Origin of the sequence: Deinococcus sp. LM3 (assembly GCF_002017875.1) — a bacterium.
Lineage (GTDB): Bacteria > Deinococcota > Deinococci > Deinococcales > Deinococcaceae > Deinococcus.
In genome coordinates, this window is the sequence record NZ_MUFV01000005.1 from 109,522 (window position 1) to 130,194 (window position 20,673).

General features: G+C 61.0%; 15 protein-coding genes. 6 read left to right on the forward strand and 9 right to left on the reverse strand.

Going from position 1 to position 20,673, the window contains the following annotated elements; translation table 11 throughout:
* Window positions 1-4: 4 nt before the first annotated feature.
* Together dpdF and dpdE are read right to left on the reverse strand one after the other, a co-directional pair.
* A complete protein-coding gene (gene dpdF, locus BXU09_RS18785; protein ID WP_078305851.1) occupies window positions 5-2,509 on the reverse strand; it encodes a protein DpdF in 2,505 nt (834 codons plus the stop codon).
* Window positions 2,506-5,610: a protein DpdE gene (dpdE, locus tag BXU09_RS18790; RefSeq protein WP_168174680.1), complete on the reverse strand. Its 3,105-nt coding sequence runs from the start codon at window positions 5,608-5,610 to the stop codon at window positions 2,506-2,508. Before dpdE ends, dpdF begins: the two co-directional genes overlap by 4 nt.
* Before the next feature lie 562 nt (window positions 5,611-6,172).
* On the opposite strand from dpdE, the gene BXU09_RS18795 reads away from it, so the two are divergent.
* The 3 genes from BXU09_RS18795 to rnhA all read left to right on the forward strand — a co-directional run bounded on the left by BXU09_RS18795 (window position 6,173) and on the right by rnhA (window position 8,231).
* Complete coding sequence (locus tag BXU09_RS18795) at window positions 6,173-7,138, forward strand: WYL domain-containing protein (RefSeq protein WP_144012405.1); 966 nt, start codon at window positions 6,173-6,175, stop codon at window positions 7,136-7,138.
* Window positions 7,139-7,464: 326 nt separating this feature from the next.
* A complete protein-coding gene (locus tag BXU09_RS18800; RefSeq protein WP_168174681.1) occupies window positions 7,465-7,746 on the forward strand; it encodes a hypothetical protein in 282 nt (93 codons plus the stop codon).
* Window positions 7,747-7,781: 35 nt separating this feature from the next.
* Complete coding sequence (rnhA, locus tag BXU09_RS18805; protein ID WP_346417602.1) at window positions 7,782-8,231, forward strand: ribonuclease HI; 450 nt, start codon at window positions 7,782-7,784, stop codon at window positions 8,229-8,231.
* 152 nt (window positions 8,232-8,383) lie between these two features.
* Here the strand turns inward: rnhA and BXU09_RS18810 are convergent, their stop codons facing one another.
* The 3 genes from BXU09_RS18810 to BXU09_RS20645 form a co-directional block, all read right to left on the reverse strand.
* Window positions 8,384-11,329 carry a Tn3 family transposase gene (locus BXU09_RS18810; RefSeq protein ID WP_078305856.1) on the reverse strand — a complete coding sequence of 982 codons (2,946 nt, stop codon included), beginning with the start codon at window positions 11,327-11,329 and terminating at the stop codon, window positions 8,384-8,386.
* Window positions 11,330-11,336: 7 nt separating this feature from the next.
* Window positions 11,337-11,888, reverse strand: a complete 552-nt coding sequence (locus tag BXU09_RS18815; protein WP_078305857.1) for a recombinase family protein — start codon at window positions 11,886-11,888, stop codon at window positions 11,337-11,339.
* 841 nt (window positions 11,889-12,729) lie between these two features.
* Window positions 12,730-13,353, reverse strand: coding sequence for a hypothetical protein (locus tag BXU09_RS20645; RefSeq protein WP_144012407.1), 624 nt, complete (start codon window positions 13,351-13,353; stop codon window positions 12,730-12,732).
* A gap of 155 nt (window positions 13,354-13,508) precedes the next feature.
* On the opposite strand from BXU09_RS20645, the gene BXU09_RS18820 reads away from it, so the two are divergent.
* A protein-coding gene (locus BXU09_RS18820) for an IS630 family transposase (RefSeq protein WP_144012408.1) occupies window positions 13,509-14,511 on the forward strand; the annotation gives its coding sequence in 2 pieces (ribosomal slippage) (window positions 13,509-13,979 and window positions 13,981-14,511; 1,002 coding nt in all).
* A gap of 1,111 nt (window positions 14,512-15,622) precedes the next feature.
* Here the strand turns inward: BXU09_RS18820 and BXU09_RS18825 are convergent.
* The gene (locus BXU09_RS18825) at window positions 15,623-17,152 is read right to left on the reverse strand and encodes a hypothetical protein (protein ID WP_078305858.1); all 1,530 of its coding nucleotides are present in this window, start codon (window positions 17,150-17,152) and stop codon (window positions 15,623-15,625) included.
* A gap of 202 nt (window positions 17,153-17,354) precedes the next feature.
* Complete coding sequence (locus tag BXU09_RS18830; RefSeq protein ID WP_168174682.1) at window positions 17,355-18,848, reverse strand: replication initiator protein A; 1,494 nt, start codon at window positions 18,846-18,848, stop codon at window positions 17,355-17,357.
* 131 nt (window positions 18,849-18,979) lie between these two features.
* On the opposite strand from BXU09_RS18830, the gene BXU09_RS22040 reads away from it, so the two are divergent.
* Window positions 18,980-19,105 carry a hypothetical protein gene (locus tag BXU09_RS22040; RefSeq protein ID WP_276205858.1) on the forward strand — a complete coding sequence of 42 codons (126 nt, stop codon included), beginning with the start codon at window positions 18,980-18,982 and terminating at the stop codon, window positions 19,103-19,105.
* On the forward strand, window positions 19,098-19,394 hold the full coding sequence (locus BXU09_RS20650) for a hypothetical protein (protein ID WP_144012409.1): 297 nt from the start codon (window positions 19,098-19,100) through the stop codon (window positions 19,392-19,394). The genes BXU09_RS22040 and BXU09_RS20650 overlap by 8 nt, the downstream gene beginning before the upstream one ends.
* Before the next feature lie 177 nt (window positions 19,395-19,571).
* On the opposite strand, the gene BXU09_RS18835 is transcribed toward BXU09_RS20650, so the two are convergent.
* The gene (locus tag BXU09_RS18835; RefSeq protein WP_144012410.1) at window positions 19,572-20,138 is read right to left on the reverse strand and encodes an IS630 family transposase; all 567 of its coding nucleotides are present in this window, start codon (window positions 20,136-20,138) and stop codon (window positions 19,572-19,574) included.
* Window positions 20,135-20,632 (reverse strand): winged helix-turn-helix domain-containing protein, encoded by a 498-nt coding sequence (locus tag BXU09_RS18840; protein ID WP_078305861.1) that lies wholly within the window; start codon window positions 20,630-20,632, stop codon window positions 20,135-20,137. Before BXU09_RS18840 ends, BXU09_RS18835 begins: the two co-directional genes overlap by 4 nt.
* Window positions 20,633-20,673: the final 41 nt, after the last annotated feature.

Sequence of the window (20,673 nt, forward strand, 5' to 3'; positions counted from 1 at the left end):
CCTTTCAGTGGGCCGCGCGGATAAAGCGGGCCGAGAAGTGCGACAGAGGCTCGCCCCCGTCGGTGATGGTGTGATGCGGCAGATGCAAAATCAGTCGGGGGGTCTCGCTGGGTTCCAGCCAACTGTCTGGAAGTGAGTCCCGCTCGCTGGGGGCCAACAGGACACTGGCCAGTGGCGGCGTGAACAGTAGCAGATCGCTGCGCTCCACCAGCAAGGGGCGAAGGGCGTGCAGTTGCAGGTCCCTCAGTTGAGTGGGGTGCAGTGTCCGGTCGGGGTCGATCAATACTTGGACACCACGTGATATCAGGCGGCGGAGCCACTGCTGACGTTGCCCTTCATCCCGCACTTCGATCATGGTGACCCGCCCTGGAGACATCAGGTCACCGAGATCAGCAGGCGGCGCCTGCCAGTGCACCACCACCGGGTGCGGATCCACCCCTGGATCCGGAAGGCGGCGTTCCGATCGGCAGACCGGGCACCCACCGCACGCAGGTTGCGGGTAGATGGCGTCCAGGGGGAAAGCCTCGGAAGCGTGCACCTGATAGACGTCACACAGCACCTCACTCACCTCCCGTTCTCCTTTCAGCACTTGCTCAAGCAGGCGGAGGCTGCGTCTTGCTTCGCGCTGCGCTTCTTTGCGCACCGGTTCAACCCGCGCCTCCCAGGTGCTGTCTTCAAGGTGGAAAGGATCAAGAATTTCTACCCAGTGTGACCGGTGGTGTTCGTCCCAGGCCCGCTGGTGCAGGCGCTCATCGTCCTTAGGTCCTCTACGCGGTGGGGGCATGTGTTGAAGCCGGATCAGACCCGCGCGCGCCATGAGGTTGAGGGTGTTGACATTCCACATCCGGCTGCGCTCGTTCGTCCGGGTCAGGTCAGCAGGATTCAAATCCATGTCGACGCGGAAGACTCCGAACGTGAGCTGCTGGGCGGCCTGGAACATCCGGCGCCAGCGCTGCAACCCACGCTCGACCGTGATGACCTGACGTTCCGCCATGCGGGCTGCGTCGTCCCAGTCCTGGGGCGCGGTCAGAGTCAGAGCCAGTGAAGTGCGGCCGTCGCGTCCTCCTCGGCCAACCTCTTGGTAGTACCGGTCCGCGCTTTCCGGCACGCAAGCATGAATGACAGCACGGACATGGGCCTGATCGATGCCCACACCGAACGCGGCGGTGCCGACCACCACGTCGAGTTCAGCGGCGCGCCATCCACGGACCACCTGAACGCGTTCCTCGGTGGAGCATTCGCCGTGCAGCAACCCCACCCGGGACAACCCCAATTCAGTCAGTGCGGCATGTAGAGCTTTGGCGTCCCTGACCCGCGTGGTGTAGACCACGACGGGTTTAGGCGCGTGCAGCACGGCCTCCAGTACTGCGGCGCGCCGTTCTTCTGCGCTGGGGAGGGCCGCCGACCAGTACTCGATTTCAGGCCGCAGTTTCACCGCTGCGATGACGTCGCAAGGGCCTGGCTGGCCGAACAGCCCCCTGAGGGTGTGTAGATCCGCGTCCGTCAGCGTCGCCGTGAGCAGCATCGTCACCAGTCGGTGCTCCGGGGGGGCCGCGTCCAGCAAGGCCCGGCGCAAGCCGGCAATCGTCTGGAATTCTGGGCGGAAGTCAGCGCCCCACTGGGTGGCCAGGTGCGCCTCGTCAAGCGTGAGGTACGCCAACTGCCCCGCTTCCGCCGAGCGGTACATGGCCCCGGACAAACTCGAGACGAGTTGCTCGGGGGAGGTGATGATGATCCCCTGCGTTCCGCTCTGAATCCGCTCCAGATAGGCTTGCCGCTGCGCCGCAGTCAGTCCCCCATGGAAGGCCAGGACTGCTGGTAGTTCGATATTGGCCGTGAGGGCCAACGCCTGAAGAGCACGTTCCTGATCCAGCGCCAGGGCAACAGTCGGGACCACCATGACGCTGAGGCGCCCCTGACGCACCGCACTCAGTGCGGGTACGTGCGCCACGGCACTCTTGCCGGTTCCCGTGGGTAACACCGTGATAATGGTGGCTCCTGGCGCGGCAAACCACACGGCCCGCAGCGCCTGCTGCTGACCGGCACTGCTGTAAGCGCCAAATCCAGTAATCTCCTCGAACAAAGGATCGGCTGGAATCTGCACAGGTTCCCCGCGCCGATGCTGAGCCATCGCCTGTGCGGTGGGATCGGCCCCGCCAGCGAAAGGGGGGGTCCACGGTTCGGCACGCACCACCATATGGAGCTCCTGGCGCGCCCTGACGGTCACCCCACACGCCTGCCAGTACGCTTCGTCCGGCCACGCTGACGTGGGATGCGGCACCGCGAGATCCACGGCTTGCCCTGACCGCTCGGTTTCACGGCGGAGAATCTGACGGGTCAGGGTTGCCACATCCAGGCTGCCGCGGCCCGCCGGGTGGCCCTCCCGGTGAGCGTGGCGGGCCGCCTGCTGCCAACGTTGGTACACCGGATCCTCAAATTGAACGTCTGCCCAGGTGCCCCGCAGGAGGCCGTCCTGCAGCGCTACGAACGCTTGGCTGACAGACGTCACAGTTGGTCTCTGAAGGGCGTGTGAGTCGACAGCACCACGGCGCCGACCGAGTCCAGGTGCAGGCACGGGGTCCGCACGCCTTTGAGCAGGGCGTCAAGAAGTTCGGTTTCCACTGCCAGGCCCCGGTCTGTCACGTCAGCCCGGCCTGACCGGTGACGGGAGCGCAACTGCTCCAGCCGTTCGTGCAACCGAGACTCGGCCGTCTGGGCTGCCTGTTCCAGGTGCTTGGTCAGTTGTTCCTCCGTGCGGAGCCGGCCTTCAGCAACGCGCTCAACTTCATCGCAGGCCCGCAGCCATTCCCCCTGCGGCATCAGTTCCGTGAGCGCCCAGAGGCGTTGCGGGTTCAGGTTGTGGTCTACGGCGCCTTCGTAGCACTGGTATGACGGACTGACCATGGCCTGCACGTGGCCCGGAAGCACTTTCCCGAAACGGTCCACGTAAATGGTGCGGGTACAGGGCCGCAGCAGGCTGTCAAGTTGCCGGCGCAGAACCTTCATGTCCAGGTTTTCGCGTTCGGCCAGGTTCTGAACGGGCCTCAGGTCGCCCTCGATCACGTAATGAAACGCGAACACGACCGTGGGGTCTTCCACCCAGGCGGGATGCGCGCGCCAGAAGGCGTAAGCCCGGCCACGGTCATCCCAGCTGAAATACTCAGTCAGGGCGTCAACGAACGGCTCCCCGGCGCGCAGCAGATGGTGCCGGTGAAGTTGGGCTTCACGCCGGGAGAAGGTGCTGGGGCGGTTTTGCACGTGTTTGAAAGTCTGGGCAATCCGCTCCCAGGGCACCAGGGTCTTGTGTGGCACAAAGCTGAACTGGACACTCGAGTCGGTGTAGGTTGCCCGGAACAGCAGGGCCTTGGTCACCCAACAGGTGAAAATCCGCTCGAATCCCTGCGCTTCAGCGTCACCGAGGTCGTCCATCATCTGCGCGAGTTCTTGATTGGCTTCCGGTTGGATCGCGTCCAGCATTTCGCTCATGTCCAGACGATCAAGTTCTTCACGGATCCGCTCAGGAAGGGTTTGGGCCCAGGTCCGCAGGGCTGGGGCGCCGCCGAGCACGGCCTGCACTTCTTCGGTGCGTAAACTGTCAATCAGAAACTGCAGACTCGCCACCGAGCGGTCGTAGATGCCCAGGCCCTGAGCCATCACTTCGGTGTGGGCTTTCAGGACCTCTGGCCACGAGTCATGCTGCAGCACGTAAGACACAATGGGTTTCCCCCGCCCATAGCGATCCAGGCGGCCGAGGCGCTGCTCAAGGCGGTTGGGATTCAGGGGAACATCCAGGTGGACCAGCACGTCCCCGCACTGTAGATTGAGGCCTTCCTCGCCACTCTGATCGACCACAAGCACCTGGCATTGCCTGGACTGCTGAAAGCGGCGCACCGCGTCCGGTTCATCCAGGAAGTTGGCCACTCGCGTGTCTCCCAGCACGTGTTTCAAGGCTTTGCCAATGGCGCGTACGGTAGAAGGAAGGCTGGCAAACACCACGATTTTTCCGGCTTCTGTGCGGATGAGTTGCTCTACGGTTCGATTGATTTCAGATGTGAGCCCGTCGGGATTGATGGCCTTCAGCCTCGTGAGCATCAGGGTCAACGCTTCACGTTCGGCAGTCCCCGCTGGGAAGGAGCGGTGTTGCAAGCGGGAGGTGGCGGCGTCGCGCCAGGCGGCAGGACCGGCACTGGCTGCTTCCCACATGACCGATAAGAAAGACGCCGCCTGTTCGAAAGGCAGCTCACCGCGTTCGTGAGCTTCTGCGAGCGCTTCTCGCCAGGTGTCAAATGCTTCCCAGGCACTTCGGGCGTCCTGCTGCGGCACATCGATCATTTGGCCGAGCGTCCGGCCGCGCACCAGGTGTTCAGCGTGCGCCGCGCGCCGATGGCGCAGCATCCGGCGGTGCAGCCGGTACGTCTCGCTCAGATGCGTGCGCAGGGCGCCAATGAGCTTATGGCGGTCAGCGACTTCGGTCTCAGATACCCCCATCAGTTCGCTGATCAGGTCACTCGCCCGCGCATCATCAGGGAACAAACTCAGCACTTCATCCAGTGTCGGCTGAAGTACTTCAGCCGGCACTTCAGGCTGAAGAGCAAAGAACAGCATCCCGATGCGCTCGCGTTCTCGAACACGAGTTTCAAATGCGTCCCGGTCGGCCAGTCGGTACACGCCCGGGTCCAGCAGGTTCAGCATGCCGAGGTAGGCGTCTTGATCGCTGGAGGCTGGGGTGGCCGACAGGAGCAGGAGGCGTGGCGAGGCGTGGACCCAGCGGGCCAGCGTTTGAAACTGCTCTTGGGACGTCGCCGCGCCAAAGGCGCCTTCAGCAAGGTGGTGCGCTTCATCAATCACCACGAAGTCGCTCGGCGGTAAGGCGGCCGTGCCGTGCGCCAGCACGTGCACATGTGCTTGGGGAAAGTCATGCAGGAAGAAGCGGTGGTGCAGTTCTTGCTGCCACTGCTCCTGAAGGTGTGCAGGAACGAGAAAGGCGACACGGCCCTGCGGATGGTCAATCAGAAACTGCCGGACGATCACCCCCGCCTCAATGGTTTTCCCCAGACCGACTTCGTCCGCGAGCAGATAACGTTGAACCGGGTCATGAAGCACGCGGCGGATCACGTCCACTTGGTGGTCGCGCAGGTCAACAGCACTCGACAGTAGAGCCGTGATGCCACGGGAAGCCCCACGTTGTTCTGTGAGGGCCTGAACAAGCGGCCAACGTTCATTGAAAAAGAAGGGGGTTTCGTGCCCGTGAAGCTTCAGAACCTCAACCGGTTGCACCTCGCCTGCTGAGCGCAGGTACACGTCGTGCTCCGGAATTTCGCGCGCTTTATCGTTGGGGAAGCGAATGTAGAAGGCTTCGAGAGGATCCTCCCGGTAAGCGCCAATTCGCCCCATCTGCCATTGTCCTTCGTTGCGGATGTATACACGATTCTGAGGCCAAGGAGTGAACGGTTCGAGCTCGTTGAGTGGAGCCTCAAATGGCCGGCGCTTGGCTACCGACACGAAGTAGTCAATCGACGCGGTCGCCCCTTGCACTGCTGTCACTTTTGCTGTGCCTAAGTCGGCTTGAGTCTTCCAGGTAACCAATTGACCGACCCGAATACTTGTCATGACCACTCCTTGGCACATGGAAAATCCGTAATGCCATTAATGCTGTTTAGGTAGTGTAAACGGGGTGAGCGTCATCTAGTGACGCACTTGAGGGGTCGGCAGTTGATACAACATCAACTGACCCCTCGGTTGTATAGACATGAGAAGAATCGGGCTTCCAGACGACGTAATGATCGGTTGGAACGAATGCTCCATGAGATCCAGCAGGACATAGCCCGCGAGGGGCGCTATGTCTCACCGACGACTAACTGTCCTCCACTTGCATTTTGTTCCGCTCACATGTCAAAGACTGACGTAGGCAAAATCTCAAAAATGCGTCATTCTCTGGCAGTTTCGTGAGACGCGATCCAGTTCTTGTCTTAATGTGCCATCCAAACAGACGCCCCTGAGGACACACCTGGAAGTCGCACTACAGAGAAAACTATATTTTATTCACTGCAGAGTTTGTCGCGAGAGCCAAAGGATTGTTCGTGCGTAAAACGTAGTAGGCATCTGCTTAAACTATTCAAACAACTTTTTATAAATCACTATAAGAATCTAAAAACAGCTCAGGAGAGTCTCTGTGAGTGTACCGGTCACTAAAGCCCAACGCATCCGAGCCGTCCTTAATACTTTGAGCGATTCAGAATGCACTGCCCGCGAACTGACGCGTCGCCTTGGATTACCTCAAACTAAGCTCCGCAGCGTGCAACGGGACTTAGAAGAACTCATGAATGCCGATGAAGTGAAGAGGTCTCCAGACGGAAAATATAGTCGGCCTGTCCGTACTACAACTCTCAATTCCGTTGAAGCATTGGCTCTATATTCTGCTGCGCGAATGCTCTATCACCATGCGACGGAGTACAATACGCACTACCTAAGCGCACTCAAAAAACTCACCGAACAACTGCCCACTCCCGCGCGGCGCGTAGCGATTATGGCCAATGAAGCTTACCGGCGCAAACCAAATGGTCACGCTTCCCGTACATTTGAACTAGTAGCGCAGGCTTGGCTAGAAGGCAGGGTACTGCGTACTCAATATCACTCGGTAACCAGAATATCCGAAATAGAACTCGCCATCTATTTTATTGAAGTTAACGCCCGCAACCGTGAAGCCTATGCTATCGGCCATAATCGATTGGGGGATAACGCAGAACCTCGAGTTTACCGCCTTTCCCGTATGCGCAATCCTTATCTCCTGCCGGATGAATGTGAAATTCCTGAACATTTCCATCCGCTTGAATACCTTTCTAATGCTTGGGGCATCATGACTGGCCCTCCCATACGAGTCGAATTATTCTTTACACCCGAAGTGAGAGAGCGTATTGCCGAGATGCCTCTCGGTTCCCGAACGGAATTGTTGGTGTTGTCCTCTGGGTATACACGTGTCGTTCTGATTGTCGGCGGATGGAAGGAACTTGTTCCATGGATTCTCGGTTGGGGCGCAGAGGTGGAAGTAGTGGCACCGACCGATTTGCGTAGCCATATCAGTGAAGTCGCTCTTAAATCTGCGCAGGTCTATCACGCATCAGTATTTCAGCATGCCTAAGAGAAGTAGCAAGAAATTAAACACTGTGGGCATTAAAGAGCCAGTCAGCTAAAGTGTTTTGAATCAATGTTTTTCCCATTGACCGCAATCTCAAGAGCACCGTGCCTGCAATATTGCTTACCAATAGACGTATGTGATTAGCGGTCGACCGTAAGGTCAAGTCGCCGGGTCAGCGCATCAGGCCGTTCAGGACCGCGACGCGATGGTCTTGTTGCGTTCCAGACGTGATTAAAGCCAGGTTATCCGGTCCTGAGGGGCACGACCCCACCGCGGCGGACGACCTACTGGTCAGTGCATTTGAGCCCCTATGGGAGGCCTGTTTTGCCATGATGGAGGCAGAGGAAGCCGCCATGCGCCACGCCTGGGAGTACGTCATCAAAGCCGCACAGAATTTGCACGCGCAGGGTCACCCCCACTTGACGCGCGCGCAACTGCTTCAGGAAGCCCTCCGCCTGGGCTGGCCTCACGAAGCCGTGACGCTCGGCACCCACATCTCCGACCATATGCGCTCGGACCGCGAGTCGGCGGCGCACCCCTACCTCGACCGCGTGGCCCGCAACACCTACCAGCTGAACGAGGCGGGGCGGCGCGCCGTCCAGGGGTTGTGATGCCGGACGCAGCGCCCCGCCCCACTGTGCGGTTGGTGACCGACGGCGCCTGCTCCGGGAACCCGGGCCCCGGCGGGTGGGCCTGCATCCTGTCGATGGGCGAGCACGTCAAGGAACTCAGTGGGGGAGAGGCGCAGACCACCAACAACCGCATGGAACTCACCGCCCTGCTCGAAGGCCTGCAGGCTCTGAGAAAGCCCTGCGCCGTGCACGTGGTCAGTGATTCCCGCTACGTCATTGACGCCTTTGAAAAAGATTGGCTGAGCAGCTGGCAGCGCAAGAACTGGAAGAGCGTCAAGAACTCGGATCTCTGGCAGGCGCTGACCCAGGCGGCGCGGGGGCACACCCTGACCTTCGAGTGGGTGCAGGGGCACGCGGGGCACCCGGAGAACGAACGTGCCGATCAGCTGGCCGTGCAGGCCCGGAATGCGGCCGCCAGATTGCCCAGAGAGGTCCGGGAAGGCCCGGTGGGCGGCCTGTTCTGAGCGGTGGTTGTCACGGTTTGCGCTGGAAGGCCCGGCCACCAGCGGCATGCACCGGGACCAGGGCGGCCCCCCCAGGGCCCCGCACGGCCAGCTCTCCCACACAGGGCTTAACCTAGCGAAGGACAAAAATTTGTCCAACTCGCCTGTACCCGCTAGACCCTGAGTGGCAGCCGCTCATGCATATTCAGCGTGAAGGTGCCGTAGGGATTGATGTGCTGCCACTTCAGTGGGGTCAAGGCCCGCAGGTCCGCCCCGGTCAACTGCCCCTGCCACTCCGGCTCTGACAGCACCTGCTGCATCATCAGCGTATTGACGTAGACCAGGCTGACCTGGAGCAGGTGCAGGCCCAGCATCTGGATTTCCTGCTCCTCGATGCGGTTGCTGGTGAACTCGCCACCCTTGCCGTACAGGATGAAGTCGTTGGCGCTGTTCCACGACTCGATCACCTGCAAGCCCTCGTGGATCTCGCGGCGCAGGCTCTCTTGGCGCAGATAGTCGCACAGGAAAGCGGTTTTCACCGCTTTCCCCAACTCAGCCAGCGCCCGGTACGTCGGGTGCTGCACGTTCTGGCGGGTAAAGCGCCGCAGGATGCTCTCGGCATCCGCCGTCCCCAGCCGCAGGGCGGTGGCGAGCTTGATCATCTCATCGTATTGCTGCTCGATCAGCTCCCACTGGATCGGGCGGGTCAGGATCGCTTGCAGGTGGACGTATTTTTCTGGCTCGCCCTTATTGGGGCGGTACAGCTTCTGGTGCTTGATGTTCTTCAGACGCGGCAGAAGCTGAAAGCCGAGTAGCTGACAGAATGCGAAGCCCACCTCGCTCTGGCCGTGGGTGTCTACGTAATTCTTGTCCACCGCCATCTCGGTGTCGTGCCGAAGCACGCCCTCGATCATGGCGGCCACCTCGCTGCTGGAACAGCTTTTGAGCTGGCTGTAAATGCACACCGAATGCTGCTCGACGTGCCAGTACACCATCACGCCGGGACCGCCGTAGCGGGCGTGCCACTCGGTCATCAGGTTCTGGTCCCAGGCCCCGAACTTCTTGCTGTCCGAGGCGCAGGCGGTGGTGGCCTCGCCCCACAGCGTGGCGTCCCTAGCCTGAAAGATGGCGTTGCACACGCGGCTGATCGCTGCCCGGAGGTGTTCCTTGTGGACGTAGCGACGACGGATGTACTGGAGGTCAGCGAAGCTGTCCTCCCCGCCCCCACTGCACATCCGCTTCAGGCCCGCGTTGGTGCCGATGCCGTGCAGACACAGCAGCAATCGGCGCTGCACCACCTCACGGCTCAGCACCTCACGGGCTGCCACCGAATGGAAGGCGGTGGTGAACCCGGTCCGCAGTTCCGTTTCTTTCAGGACATCCAGCAGGTTGGTCATCGGCCAGCGCTGTACCAGCGCCGCGGCCAGCCGGGTGATGTTCTGCGGTTCGGGGAGGGCGGCCAGCGGCGAGATTGACAGCCGCCCCTTCCCCTTCTTCGACGTGACCAGCTTGACTCTGGCGTTGGTGGGAAGATCGGTGTTCAGTGCGTCCAGCGCGGTTTCCATGTGGGTGCGAAGCTGACGGGTAAACGTCTGAGCTTCACCCGGTTGGGCCAGGGCCGAGTAGTACTCGGCCCGTTTCTGCTCGAAGTCGCCGGGAAGGTCCTCATCGGGATTGCGGAAACGCCCGGCTCCCTCGACCCAGACCTCCTTGCAGCGGATCTTGTCACGCAGCGTGGTCAGGACGCACATCTCGTAGGTGACGCGGTTGACCTTGCGCCCCTCGACGTCATCGAGGACCAGGGCCTGCCAGTCGTCCTTGACGACACCACCCAGCGGCACGTCCTCGTTCAGGGGAAAGGTCAAGGTCCGGCGGTCCCGGTATTTCGCCAGCAGCTCCAGCGCCCGCATGATGGGCCGGTGGCGGTCGTTATTGCAGCGGAAGGTCAGGGCGTCCAGCAGCAACGAGATGGCCCGGCGATAATGGTGGCCGTAGGAATTGCGCGTAACCAGGCGCACCTGGCGGTCATAGTTGCCCTCGGCCTCCATCTCGCGGATCAGGTCATCGAGAACCGGCTCCGGCACCACCGGATAGATCACTTCCCGTACTGCTCCTTCCGGCTGAGCGCGGGCGGCCTTCGCCAGCTTGAACAGCAGCGCACTCTTGCCCCTGACCCGCCGGAGTTGCCGCAGCAACTCCGCCTCCACCTTGCTCTCGGCGTGGGTGCCGATGTGGTGGGCCACCCGGATGAGCAGTTCCACCAGGTCATCGGTGACTTCGGTCTGGCGTTGCCAGCACAGCGCGGCCAGCAGGACATGGCGCAAGGGGGCGGGATGGCGTCGCAATTCGCGGGGCGGTTCGCTGGCCGCCCGGCGACGGTACTGCCCGACGACTCTGGGCGGAACGCCAGTGAAAACCTCGGAAGTCAGCCCCAGGGCGCGCAATTCGTCGAGCTTGGCGAGTTCTTCGAGGACGGTGTCCACCTTGACCCGCCCGGCGGTGTCCTTGAGCGCGGCCAGCGTGGAGCGGATGACCAGAAGGGGTTGCAGGTCATCTGCCGCCGCGTCAGTGCTGATCAAAGCGTCCAAGGACTGACAGGACTGGGGCTTGAGGCGAGCCTGAATGCCTTGCAACCAGCGGGCTTCCTGCCTGTTCACGGCAGCGCGCAGGCAACGTCCCAGGCGTTCCGCCGTGGGCGGAACGAGGCGCTCTCCCCGCAAAAACTCTCGTCCCTGCTGTTTCAAGGTTTCCGAGTCTGAATTGAGATCGGCGATCAGAGGCATGAGATGGGCGATCAACGCGGTTTCATCCAGCCCCCGAAAGGCCCGGAAGCCACAGAAGTGTGCCACCTCATCGCGGTAACGCCGAGCGGTTCGGGTGGACCAGTCCACCTCCGCCCAGCATGCCGGGGAGACCGCAAGCTGCTGGGCCAGGAAATCGACGACCACACCGGGCACCCCTTGGGGATGGTCCAGAAACTCGCCCTGGAGCTGAAAGGTCTTGAGCAGCGCAGCCAGACTTAGCGAGGCCGCCTCGCCCTTGAAGCCCAGGAACGCCCGTTCTGGATGGGTCAGGGTGAACTGCCCAGCCAGCTCTTCGGGGGACCAGTCGTGTTTCACGCGCCAGCTAACGCCGGAGCAGTCGGGTGATGGTGCTGGGATGGACCCCGAATAGGCGGGCACACTGCGCCGCTGTCCGCCGCCCGGACCCCACCGACTCGCGGATGTCCTGTTCCTGATGGGGCAAGAGCTTGCGTTTGCGGCCTCCAACACGCCCTTCCAGCCGGGCCTGTTCCAGGCCCGCGCGGGTTCGTTCCCGGATCATGGCCCGCTCGAACTCCGCGAAGGCCCCCACCATCTGCATCATCATTCGGCCCGCCGGGGTGGTGGTGTCGATGGCCTCCGTCAAGCTGCGAAAGCCTACGCCCCGATCTCCCAGCAGCTCCATCAGGTGAAGCAGGTCCTTGAGGCTGCGGCTGAGTCGGTCCAGCTTCCAGACGATGACCACATCCCCTTCTCTGAGCTGGTCGAGCATCTTGTGGAGTTCGGGCCGGTCCCAGCGGCCCCCCGAAGCGTGTTCGGTGAACACGCGCTCAGCCCCACCGTCCTTCAGCGCCCGCAGTTGCGCGGCGGTGTCCTGTTCGTGTTGCTTGCTGACGCGGGCATAGCCAATCTGCATGGGGCCTCCAGGGTTGCGAAAACAGGTTGCCAATTCAGCTCATTGTGCAACATAGTTTCGCAATGTGGGAAGTAGCCTGCCATCAGATGGTCCAAGACATTGCACAGACGCTCGTTTGTGCAAGCTTAGGCTACATGGCGACCCGCTGAAGGATGCCGCAAATCTGCAACTCTGGGGAGGATATTTTTTCTATCCTGGGACCGGGAGGAGGCCTTGCCACATTTCGCCTCCCTCGACTTGTCAACTCAGGAGGGTGTATGAAAAGAGTTAGCCTTTTGGTCATCACGCTGCTGCTTGCTGGATGTGGTCAGACAGATCTTGCCCCGACTGTGCGAGAGAGCGACTCATCGAGCGCCGTCACCGATTCTCGCCCAGAAGGGCCGACTTTTGCTGCACAGGACACACTAAAGTCTGGCGGCGATCTCACAGCATAGGACGTCACTGGTTGCACGAAGGAGGTTTCAAACCCTCACCAATCGGGCCACAATAACGCCGAGATCATCACCAAGGGGCAGTTAACCTGTGGGCCTACTAATCAGGATTTACGTGCGTACATTACCGTTTACATGTGGCACTCTAGTGGGGCACTCTATCGTAAAAGCTCTACACAGATTCTTAATTTAAGCCGGTATAATCTGACCAAGTCTCCGTGGAGTTCTAATGTTGCTGCTGGACCCTGTGTGCCTGGATACTACTACGGCAGTATCAATGTAAAATACACTAATTTCAGTGGCGGTATCGTCAGCTATTCACCTGATCTCTATACTGGCACTATCTACGAGGACTGCATCTACTGAACGCTTAGAGGATAACGGGCTTAGCAAATCCTTGCTAAGCCCGTTTAAATAAATGTACACTTAAATGCATTTACAATCATAACATCAACTCGCCTGCCAGTACTCTCGACGCGTCGGAAAAGTGTTAATCCGGAATCTCGATCAATAATATACTGACAACTCAGGGAATTTTCCAGTAAATCATCTGACGTCGAACCGCGCAGAAGGGGCGGTACAGGTTGTGCTTGTACTTCAAAGGCTTGCCGTTCTAAGAATACGCAGTTCTCTACGCTGATCAGATAACATTGTGTAATTAGCTCTTTGGTTCTGCATATAACTTGATTCTGAAATCTAAAATTGGACAGGGTTGGCTGAAGGTAAGCGGGCGGAATATGCATTCCGATGAGTCCCTGACGTCTCTCAAGCTCCGCCACTTCCAATCGTGTGAATTCTTGCCCCTTTTGAGCGGTGTACACACCATCTTTGATATCAACAACTGCCGCAACACCCTGAGGATCGTTTTCGGGAGAAATACTCAGATGGAAGCTGTGATTGCGATACCAAGACAACTGTGTCTGGCGTGGGGCTGGGGACAATTCTGGCTGCTCCTGCACCTGGCTATAGGACACGTCGCAGGAGAGGAGCTGGTGGGGACAGCGGTAAGCTGCGGTGAGAAAAGCCCAATCCATAGCTGATTATCGCAATAATGCGTTGAGTTCCGAAAGAGGGGCAAGCAATACCAGCGGGGGAGCGGGGACTTCCTAAACGCGTGTCACCCAGTGCCAAGATTCAACACATTATTGATTCCTGCGTTGGAGCGTAACGAGAGGGGTAGGATGAGGGCATGCTGCCAGCCTGGCAACCCACCCGGTGGACCCGCGAACAGATGGAAGAACGGCGACTGTTCGCTGAACCGTATCTCCGCGCAGGGGAGCTGAGCTCCACCCAGATCGCCGAACGGTGCGGCGTCAGCAGCAGTGCCGTTCGACGATGGCGACAACGTCTGCGCACGCAGGGCTCTCTTGAAGCCACCATTGCTCCAGGCCGCACACCACGACTGACGGACGCTCAGAGCGCCCAGATCATGACGATCCTCAGCGCGGGGCCGGGCCCCGCGCAGGCCCCGAATGCCCGCTGGACGTGCCCACAGGTGCGCGAGCTGATCGGCCAGACCTACGACGTGTGGTACGACGTCGATCACCTCAGTCGGCTCTTACGGCAGTGGGGATTCACACCACAGAAACCGATGAGGCGGGCACGAGAACAGGATCAGGAGGCCCTCGTCAGCTGGGTGGACACCACGGTGCCCGAGTTGGAAAAAAAAAGTTGAGGCCGGAGAAACACTCGTCTTCATCGATGAGGTGGGCTTCAGCTTGAAGCCCACCGTGACCCGCACCTGGGCCCCCTGTGGTCAGACGCCCGTGTTGGTATCCAAGCACCGCTGGGACAGCGTGTCGACGATTGGAGCGATCGCCACGACGGGACAGTTTCTGCAACACACGCATCCAGCATCGATCAACGGCGCACACGTCCTGGCGTTTCTGTCGCATCTGTTGCGTCACATTTCTGGATCGATCACGGTACTGCTCGATAACGCCCGCATTCACAAGACGAAGGCGCTGGGCGCCTTCGTTGCAGCTGAACCTCGATTGTCGGTGGTGTACTTCCCGCCATACGCGCCTGAACTGAATCCGATTGAGCCGGTGTGGGCGTACGTGAAGCAGCATATCCTCGCGAACTTCTGCCCGTCAGATCTTCAGACGTTGAAGGCCCGATTGCCAGTGGCGTGGCGGAAAGTGCGAGCGGCTGAGCTTCCAAGGCGCCTCCTGCATGGAGCTCGGCTGTGACCCAGTTGCGCAGGAATCAATAAGTTATTTACGACTGGGATTGTAATTTAGGTTACTATAGTAATCCATCGTTCTTATTCTCAGGTCACCCCGAAACCTCCGTTGTGGATCTCCCCAAGCTCGGTGCTCAGCAACTTGGGGTGGGAGTGCCACGAATTGCCGAGGAAGTAAACGGCATCGTTGCGGGTCGTCTGGACGCCTGGTCACGAGCCAGTATTAGCTGCGTCGATGCCAGCCCATTTGACGGCATTGATGCTCGAGCAACCGTCACCCACAGCATCTCCGTCGTTGGCCCAAACAACCGTACCTTCGGTCCGTACACTTCTACGACTGGCACCGGGTATGGCTTCGCTCAGACAGCACGCAAGTTTATGGGCGGAAACACCACAGCGACCGGACGCTACGCATTCGCGTACTTTCTCGAGGCGTCCTGTGATGGCGCACAAACTTTCGGTCGAGGCGAGAGTATCTGGAGCGTAGCCGCCAACCGCGCTAGCGTCGTGCAGCCCCTCGTGCTTCAACCTTATTGAGATGCTTGTAGGAACAGAGGTGCCTCATGGCACCTCTGTTATGGTTTTGCCTATGGGGATTGATGTGAAGGCGTTGATGGATCTACTTGCTGTTGCTAGTGGACTTGGAGGTGATCTGTGCGTCGCATCCGCCGCGTCCGATTTCAACTGCCCCGCACCACTTCCCCAAGCCGCACTTGCGCATTTTCAGGGAGCTTACTCGACCCAAACAGTCAACGAGTCATACCAAGCAATCGTGTTATTGGGGACGAATGATCCGAGTGTCATAGCCGACCCAGGGGCATTTGCAACCTGTGGATGGCAACCGTTGTCTCAGCTCAAGCAAGCACCAGCAAGTCCGGTTTTGGCGTACTGTCATCCGGCATATCAGTTGGTCTTACGCATCAATGTAGGCATCCCGGGTGAAGACCCCTCCTGGTGGCGCATCGATGGTGCCCTCACCTATGTCCGCTTGGTGACGTGGCGCTCAAGGTGAAGTTCGCAGCTAAAACCTAATCTCAGGGGCAGCGATGCCGTCGATTGGAGGACTCCCGGGCTCCACTCTGGAGACTTCAACGACTTGGCCAAAATATTGGCTTTCGCTAGGTTAAGCCCACACACTGGAGCGCCTCGGCCGCTTCCCTGGGGTGGGCACAGCGCACGAAGCCTGGCCAGGGTGCTGGTCCGGCGAAAGCGCAGTGGCCACATCCATCCCTGGCCTGCTCGGCCACGTCCCGGGCGAGGTGCCCGCGGAGCTGCAGCACCTGATCCAGCCCGGCCCGGCCCTGGAGTCCATCCAGCAGCGGACTGAAGACCGGCGCGTCGACCAGCAGGAGTGGCAGGGTGGCGACCAGGGCCGTGCCCCGCTCCCCACGGTAGGCGACGCGCAGGATCTCAGCGACCGCCTGGTCCCGCACCGCCAGCCAGTCCGGCCGCTCCGCGCTGGGCCGGGCCACGTTTAGGGCCGCCCGCCGGTCCATGACACCCGTCAGGGCTTCACGCACCGTCTGGTCCAGGGTCCGGGCGGCTAGGTAGGCCCCGGCGGCGTGGGGGTAGGTACGGCCTCCAAGGCGAACCGGGGTGCGCGCCCAGAGACTCAGGAGTTCGGTGTCCTCCCAGGTGTCTGGACGCCACGGACGGGGGGCGGGCAGGGCCGGCGGCAGCCGGGGTGGAGGCGATGGTCGGTGCGGGCGCTTCGCCAGTGTGGAGCGGCCAGAATCCGGAGGGATGGGACGCTGGGCTGGGGCGGACTCTGCGGCAGCCTGACGCAGCCCAGCCAGGGAGAGCGGATTCACGGGACCAAGCAGATCGACGTGCATCTCCCCCCACCCAGGCCGAATGACCGGGGCGCCCGCCCGCCAGGTGCCGCGCTGCAGGGCCGCCTCGGGCTGCCAGGTGCTGCCTTTGGGGACGACGAGCACGGCGACATGAACGTCACAGCCAGCTGCTTTCAGGTGCCCGAGCGTGCCAGCCTGAGTGGTCGTCATTGTGAGGGGATCCGTCGCGCGATCATCCGTGCGGGCGCGGCGTTTGACCTCGATCACGACCGGTGTCTCGCCTGCCAGGGCCAGGATATCCACGTTCGTGAAGGCGCCCAGGTTGGCGGCCGCCACGCGCTCGATGTAGGCACTTTCGATCAGAGCGGCTCCCAGAGTCTCGTCTGGCACGCTGGACCAGCGTGAGAGGTCTGGTAGGAGCGGGCCGGGCGGCAACTTGAGCCGACCTTCGGGAGTGGCGGGGCCCGGCATCAGGATGGGCGCGCCGCGCACGACGGTGGTGCGCAGGGACCAGGCGGTGAAGTCGAGGGTCTGCTCATGGGCGGTCCACTGCACGTACCGGACGCCGTGCAGGCCGCGAGTGGTGCGGGCGAGCAGTGTGGTGTCCGTGGCGCTCAACTGCACGGGAGGCACGGGGGCCAGAACCACCCAGGTCCAGTCCTTGGGCTGACGCAGGACCCGCTCCAGTGGATCTTGCCGGCGGGCGCGCCGCCGCACGGCCCAGAGGCCGAAGTGGGCGACGTGGTGGCCTTCAGCAGTGAGGGCTTGCCGGACAGCGTGTTCGGACACCAGAGCGTCCAGCGGCGCCCGGTCCTGTACAGGCAGGGCCAGGAGCGAAGCCAGGGGCAAGGGCATGCCTCATGATGTCGCACGGGCCGGGTAGGCGTGTTCGTAAGTGTGGCGGCGCGGTTCAGGCGGGTGGAAGTAGCCGCTGCCACGGGGCATGCCGGTACGGGAGTGTAAAACCGTCCCCATCTCCACCCAGTGGATGACCTCCAGCGCATACGGCTGATACAGGTGTACATCTGAGTTGACGACATGTGTGACCAGCCTGGCTTCACCCGCCGAGCAGTGCGCCCTGACCCTTCTGGATGCGTTCCTCGGCTTCCAGGGCCAGTGCTTTCAGGAAGACTTCGGCGCTCCCGCTGTACACGGCCGTCATCAATTCCCGTTCCACCGTGACCGTGTCCAGGAGCGTAGCCCGGATCGCCTGATGGATCGAAGCAACCCGGGCTGCACCGAGCTTCACGACCTGCGCGCTGCACAACAACCGCATACGGGCTATGAGGGCGTCCGCCTGCTCTTCGGAACTCAGCGACCGCAACTCCACTTCACGGGCGTGGCGGACACTCGCCACGTCCTCCTGAGCGGTCTCCTGTACGGCTGGAGGCGCTGGTGTGGCCACACCAGCAGACCGTGCCAGCCGGCTCTTCGGAGAGGCAGGTGGCACGAACCCCTCCGGATCAGGGAACCGGGTGCCGTCATCCTTCAGGACGCTCACCACGTACCCAGCGCGGTTCTGAATTCGCCCGGAGCCCCGGGCCAGCAGGTATTCCGCTTTCGCGAGGCGGTGGATCAGATCATCCCGGGCGGTGTCCTGCACCAGCCCCTGCGCGACGTTCACACCAACGCCGTGCCGCACAAGGCGGCTGAGCAGGTCCATACCGAAATTGGTGCCATCCCCGAAACGGTAGATGACCTCCTGCCGCGCACCGCTTCCCAGGTACTCCACAGCTTCGAGGTACCCGTGTTCCTGCAGTTCGGTGTGAGCTTTTTCCAGGGCCCGGCGAATCCGACTGGGCACCAGGTCCTTGAGCTTGCATTCGATACCCCAGTCCACGAGGCGCATCCGCAGGTCCATGGAGATCACCTGCGGATCGGTCGGGTCGTACCGGCGGGCGTCCAGCAGGCGGTACACGCTGCGGGTCAGGGGCCGCGCAAGTTCTCCGAGCAGCATCGGGTCCAGGGGCTTGAGGTACTTCTCCCGGACACTCTGGACGAACGCGCGGTGCAGCCGGATCCGGATGACGCTTCCCCGCCCGAGGGTCTGCTCGGCACTGTCGTACGCGAGATCGTCCACCAGCGAGAAGGTCTGCGTGGTCCAGCGGCGCTGCGTGTGGGCCCGCCACGCGTTCTGAGCGACGAACTTCGCACTGTTCAGGCGGTGCAGGCTGGCATGCAGCACCTGGTAGTACCGGCCGCCGACATCCAGTCCCGCGCTCACGAGAATCTGATGTCCGGTCGTGACGATCTCACCGCTTTCCGGAGAACCCTGTTCCAGGAAGATGGTCAGAATACCGTTCATGATGTCGCCGTCCAGGCCGTGCGGCACGCCACCGAACTCACTGGGCGCCACGCAGGAGAGTCTCGCGGGTTGCCCGTCGACGTCGAGGTGGACTTCCCAGCTCGTGTAATCACTTGGAATGCGTTCCTGTACGCAGATCAGCCCCAGTTGCCCCAGATTCAGTTCGTCGACGCGGCGCGGGGTCTCGAGCGCAGGGACCCGCGCGCCGGACCGGGGCGGGCGTGGACGTTCGACCTGGTGTTTCACGATTCGCCCAGTATAGGCGGCAGAGTCCGGCGACGGGGGCCAGATGCCTGATTGATGATTTCTCCTGATTGGTAAAGAATTTGATTGATTAAAAGATTGAACATCATCAGAGAAGCCGCATGATTTGCGTTGTGAACGTCATTTTCAGATTTTTTCTGGCCGAGATGTCCGAACTCAGGTCGCCAGAACTGACCGAGATGTCCGAACTTTCCGACCCTGAACTGACCGAGATGTCCGAACAGACGCTCTGTGACTGACCGAGATGTCCGAAGAAAACCAACCCAGATGCCCGAACAAATCCCGACTAAATTGACCGAGATGTCCGAACTCAGGCCACCAGAACTGACCGAGATGTCCGAACTTCTGGGGGTAAAAACCACTCAGATCGATTCGGACATCTCGGTCAGTCACTACGCGGTACCTCTCTTTGAAAAATTGATGTTGGCGACAGCATTCAGCCCCTTATTTCTGCCATCACTGACCGAGATGTCCGAATTCGCAGGTGGCCGAGATGTCCGAATCGATCTGAGGTTTAATTATTTGTGATTAGGGATTGCCTGTATGCGGGAGGGAGGACTGGGACTCGATAGATTGGGGGTACCTCCTGGCCAGCAAGACCGTTGATGAGCACTGATCGCCGAGTCGTTGCCTACTGCGCCTGAGAGGCTGAACAATGACCTGAACCCTGAAGTTCGGCCGGAATACCAATCATACGGACTCCGATTAATTAGCCAACAGAGGCCACCAGTGGAAGAGCGTGTGCCGAGTGACCAGATCAGGTTGAGCCTCCAACCAGACACAGCGTTCCGAGAGGGCAGCCTCCACCTCCTTGATGCTCTTGAACGCTCGATTCGCAATCGGTACATCCGTCAACTCCCACAGCCGTTCCGCTGGCTGCAATTCCGGCGAGTACGGCGGCAACGTCACGGTCTGAATGCCATCAGGATGCCCGTCATCCGGTGGAAGATGGAAACCGGCCCCATCCTGAACGACCAACACCCGATGGTCGGCGCCAGCGCCGACCTTCTGCGCAAACGCCGCCATGACGGCCCCGTACGCCTGTTTGTTCACCACCGGGATCAACCAGAACAAGCTCTCGCCGCTCTCCGGATTGACAAACGCGTATACATACAACCACTCGTATCCAGGCTGAACTGGACAGGTCAACGGCTGCCCCGTCGGCGCCCACATGGAACGCCGGATCGGTTTGAGCCCGATTCGATGTTCATCCATGCACCACAGAGAGACACGCGGTACGAGACGCTCCGCCAGGCGGAGCGTCTCGGTCAGGACTTTGTTTTGAACGCTTCCTTGGCGGCCTCATCGCCGCCAACGTGCCGGGGTCGAGGGCGTTGAGGCGTGAAGCCCGCCGCCCGTAGGAATTCATAGGTGCGCCCGAGATGGACGGACATTCCGTACTGCTGCTGAAGCCAGTCTTGAACGTCTTTACCGGACCAGACGATGCCCTGCTCGAAGTCAGCGTGCAGTCGGGCGGCCAGGGTCTGTTGTTGCTCGGCCGTCAGGAGGCGGGGAGCGCCCTGGTTGGCGTGACGCGCGTCACGGAGGCCAGCGAGTCCCTGTTCGCGGTAGCGCTTGACCAGTCCGTAGACCGTGACCCGGTTGTACCGGGTCACTTGAAGGATCTCTGGCACGGGGCGTCCTTCTGCGAGGAGTGCGAAGAGTTGAGCTCTGCGTCGTTCGACGGCACAGGTACTGGCCCGGTAGAGATGCCAGAAGGTGTCAGCGTCATGCGCGAGAGGAGCGGTCAGAGGTATCTGTTTGATGCAACGATTATAATCTACTTAATCGGAGTCCGTATCACAGA

What these genes read in the sequence shown, in the direction of transcription:
- BXU09_RS18825 (WP_078305858.1), bottom strand. Translation starts at nt 17,152, where the DNA reads ATGCCCTTGCCCCTGGCTTCGCTCCTGGCCCTGCCTGTACAGGACCGG.
- BXU09_RS18815 (WP_078305857.1), bottom strand. Translation starts at nt 11,888, where the DNA reads ATGCAGATTGGCTATGCCCGCGTCAGCAAGCAACACGAACAGGACACC.
- BXU09_RS20645 (WP_144012407.1), bottom strand. Translation starts at nt 13,353, where the DNA reads ATGGATTGGGCTTTTCTCACCGCAGCTTACCGCTGTCCCCACCAGCTC.
- BXU09_RS18800 (WP_168174681.1), top strand. Translation starts at nt 7,465, where the DNA reads ATGATGGAGGCAGAGGAAGCCGCCATGCGCCACGCCTGGGAGTACGTC.
- dpdE (WP_168174680.1), bottom strand. Translation starts at nt 5,610, where the DNA reads ATGACAAGTATTCGGGTCGGTCAATTGGTTACCTGGAAGACTCAAGCC.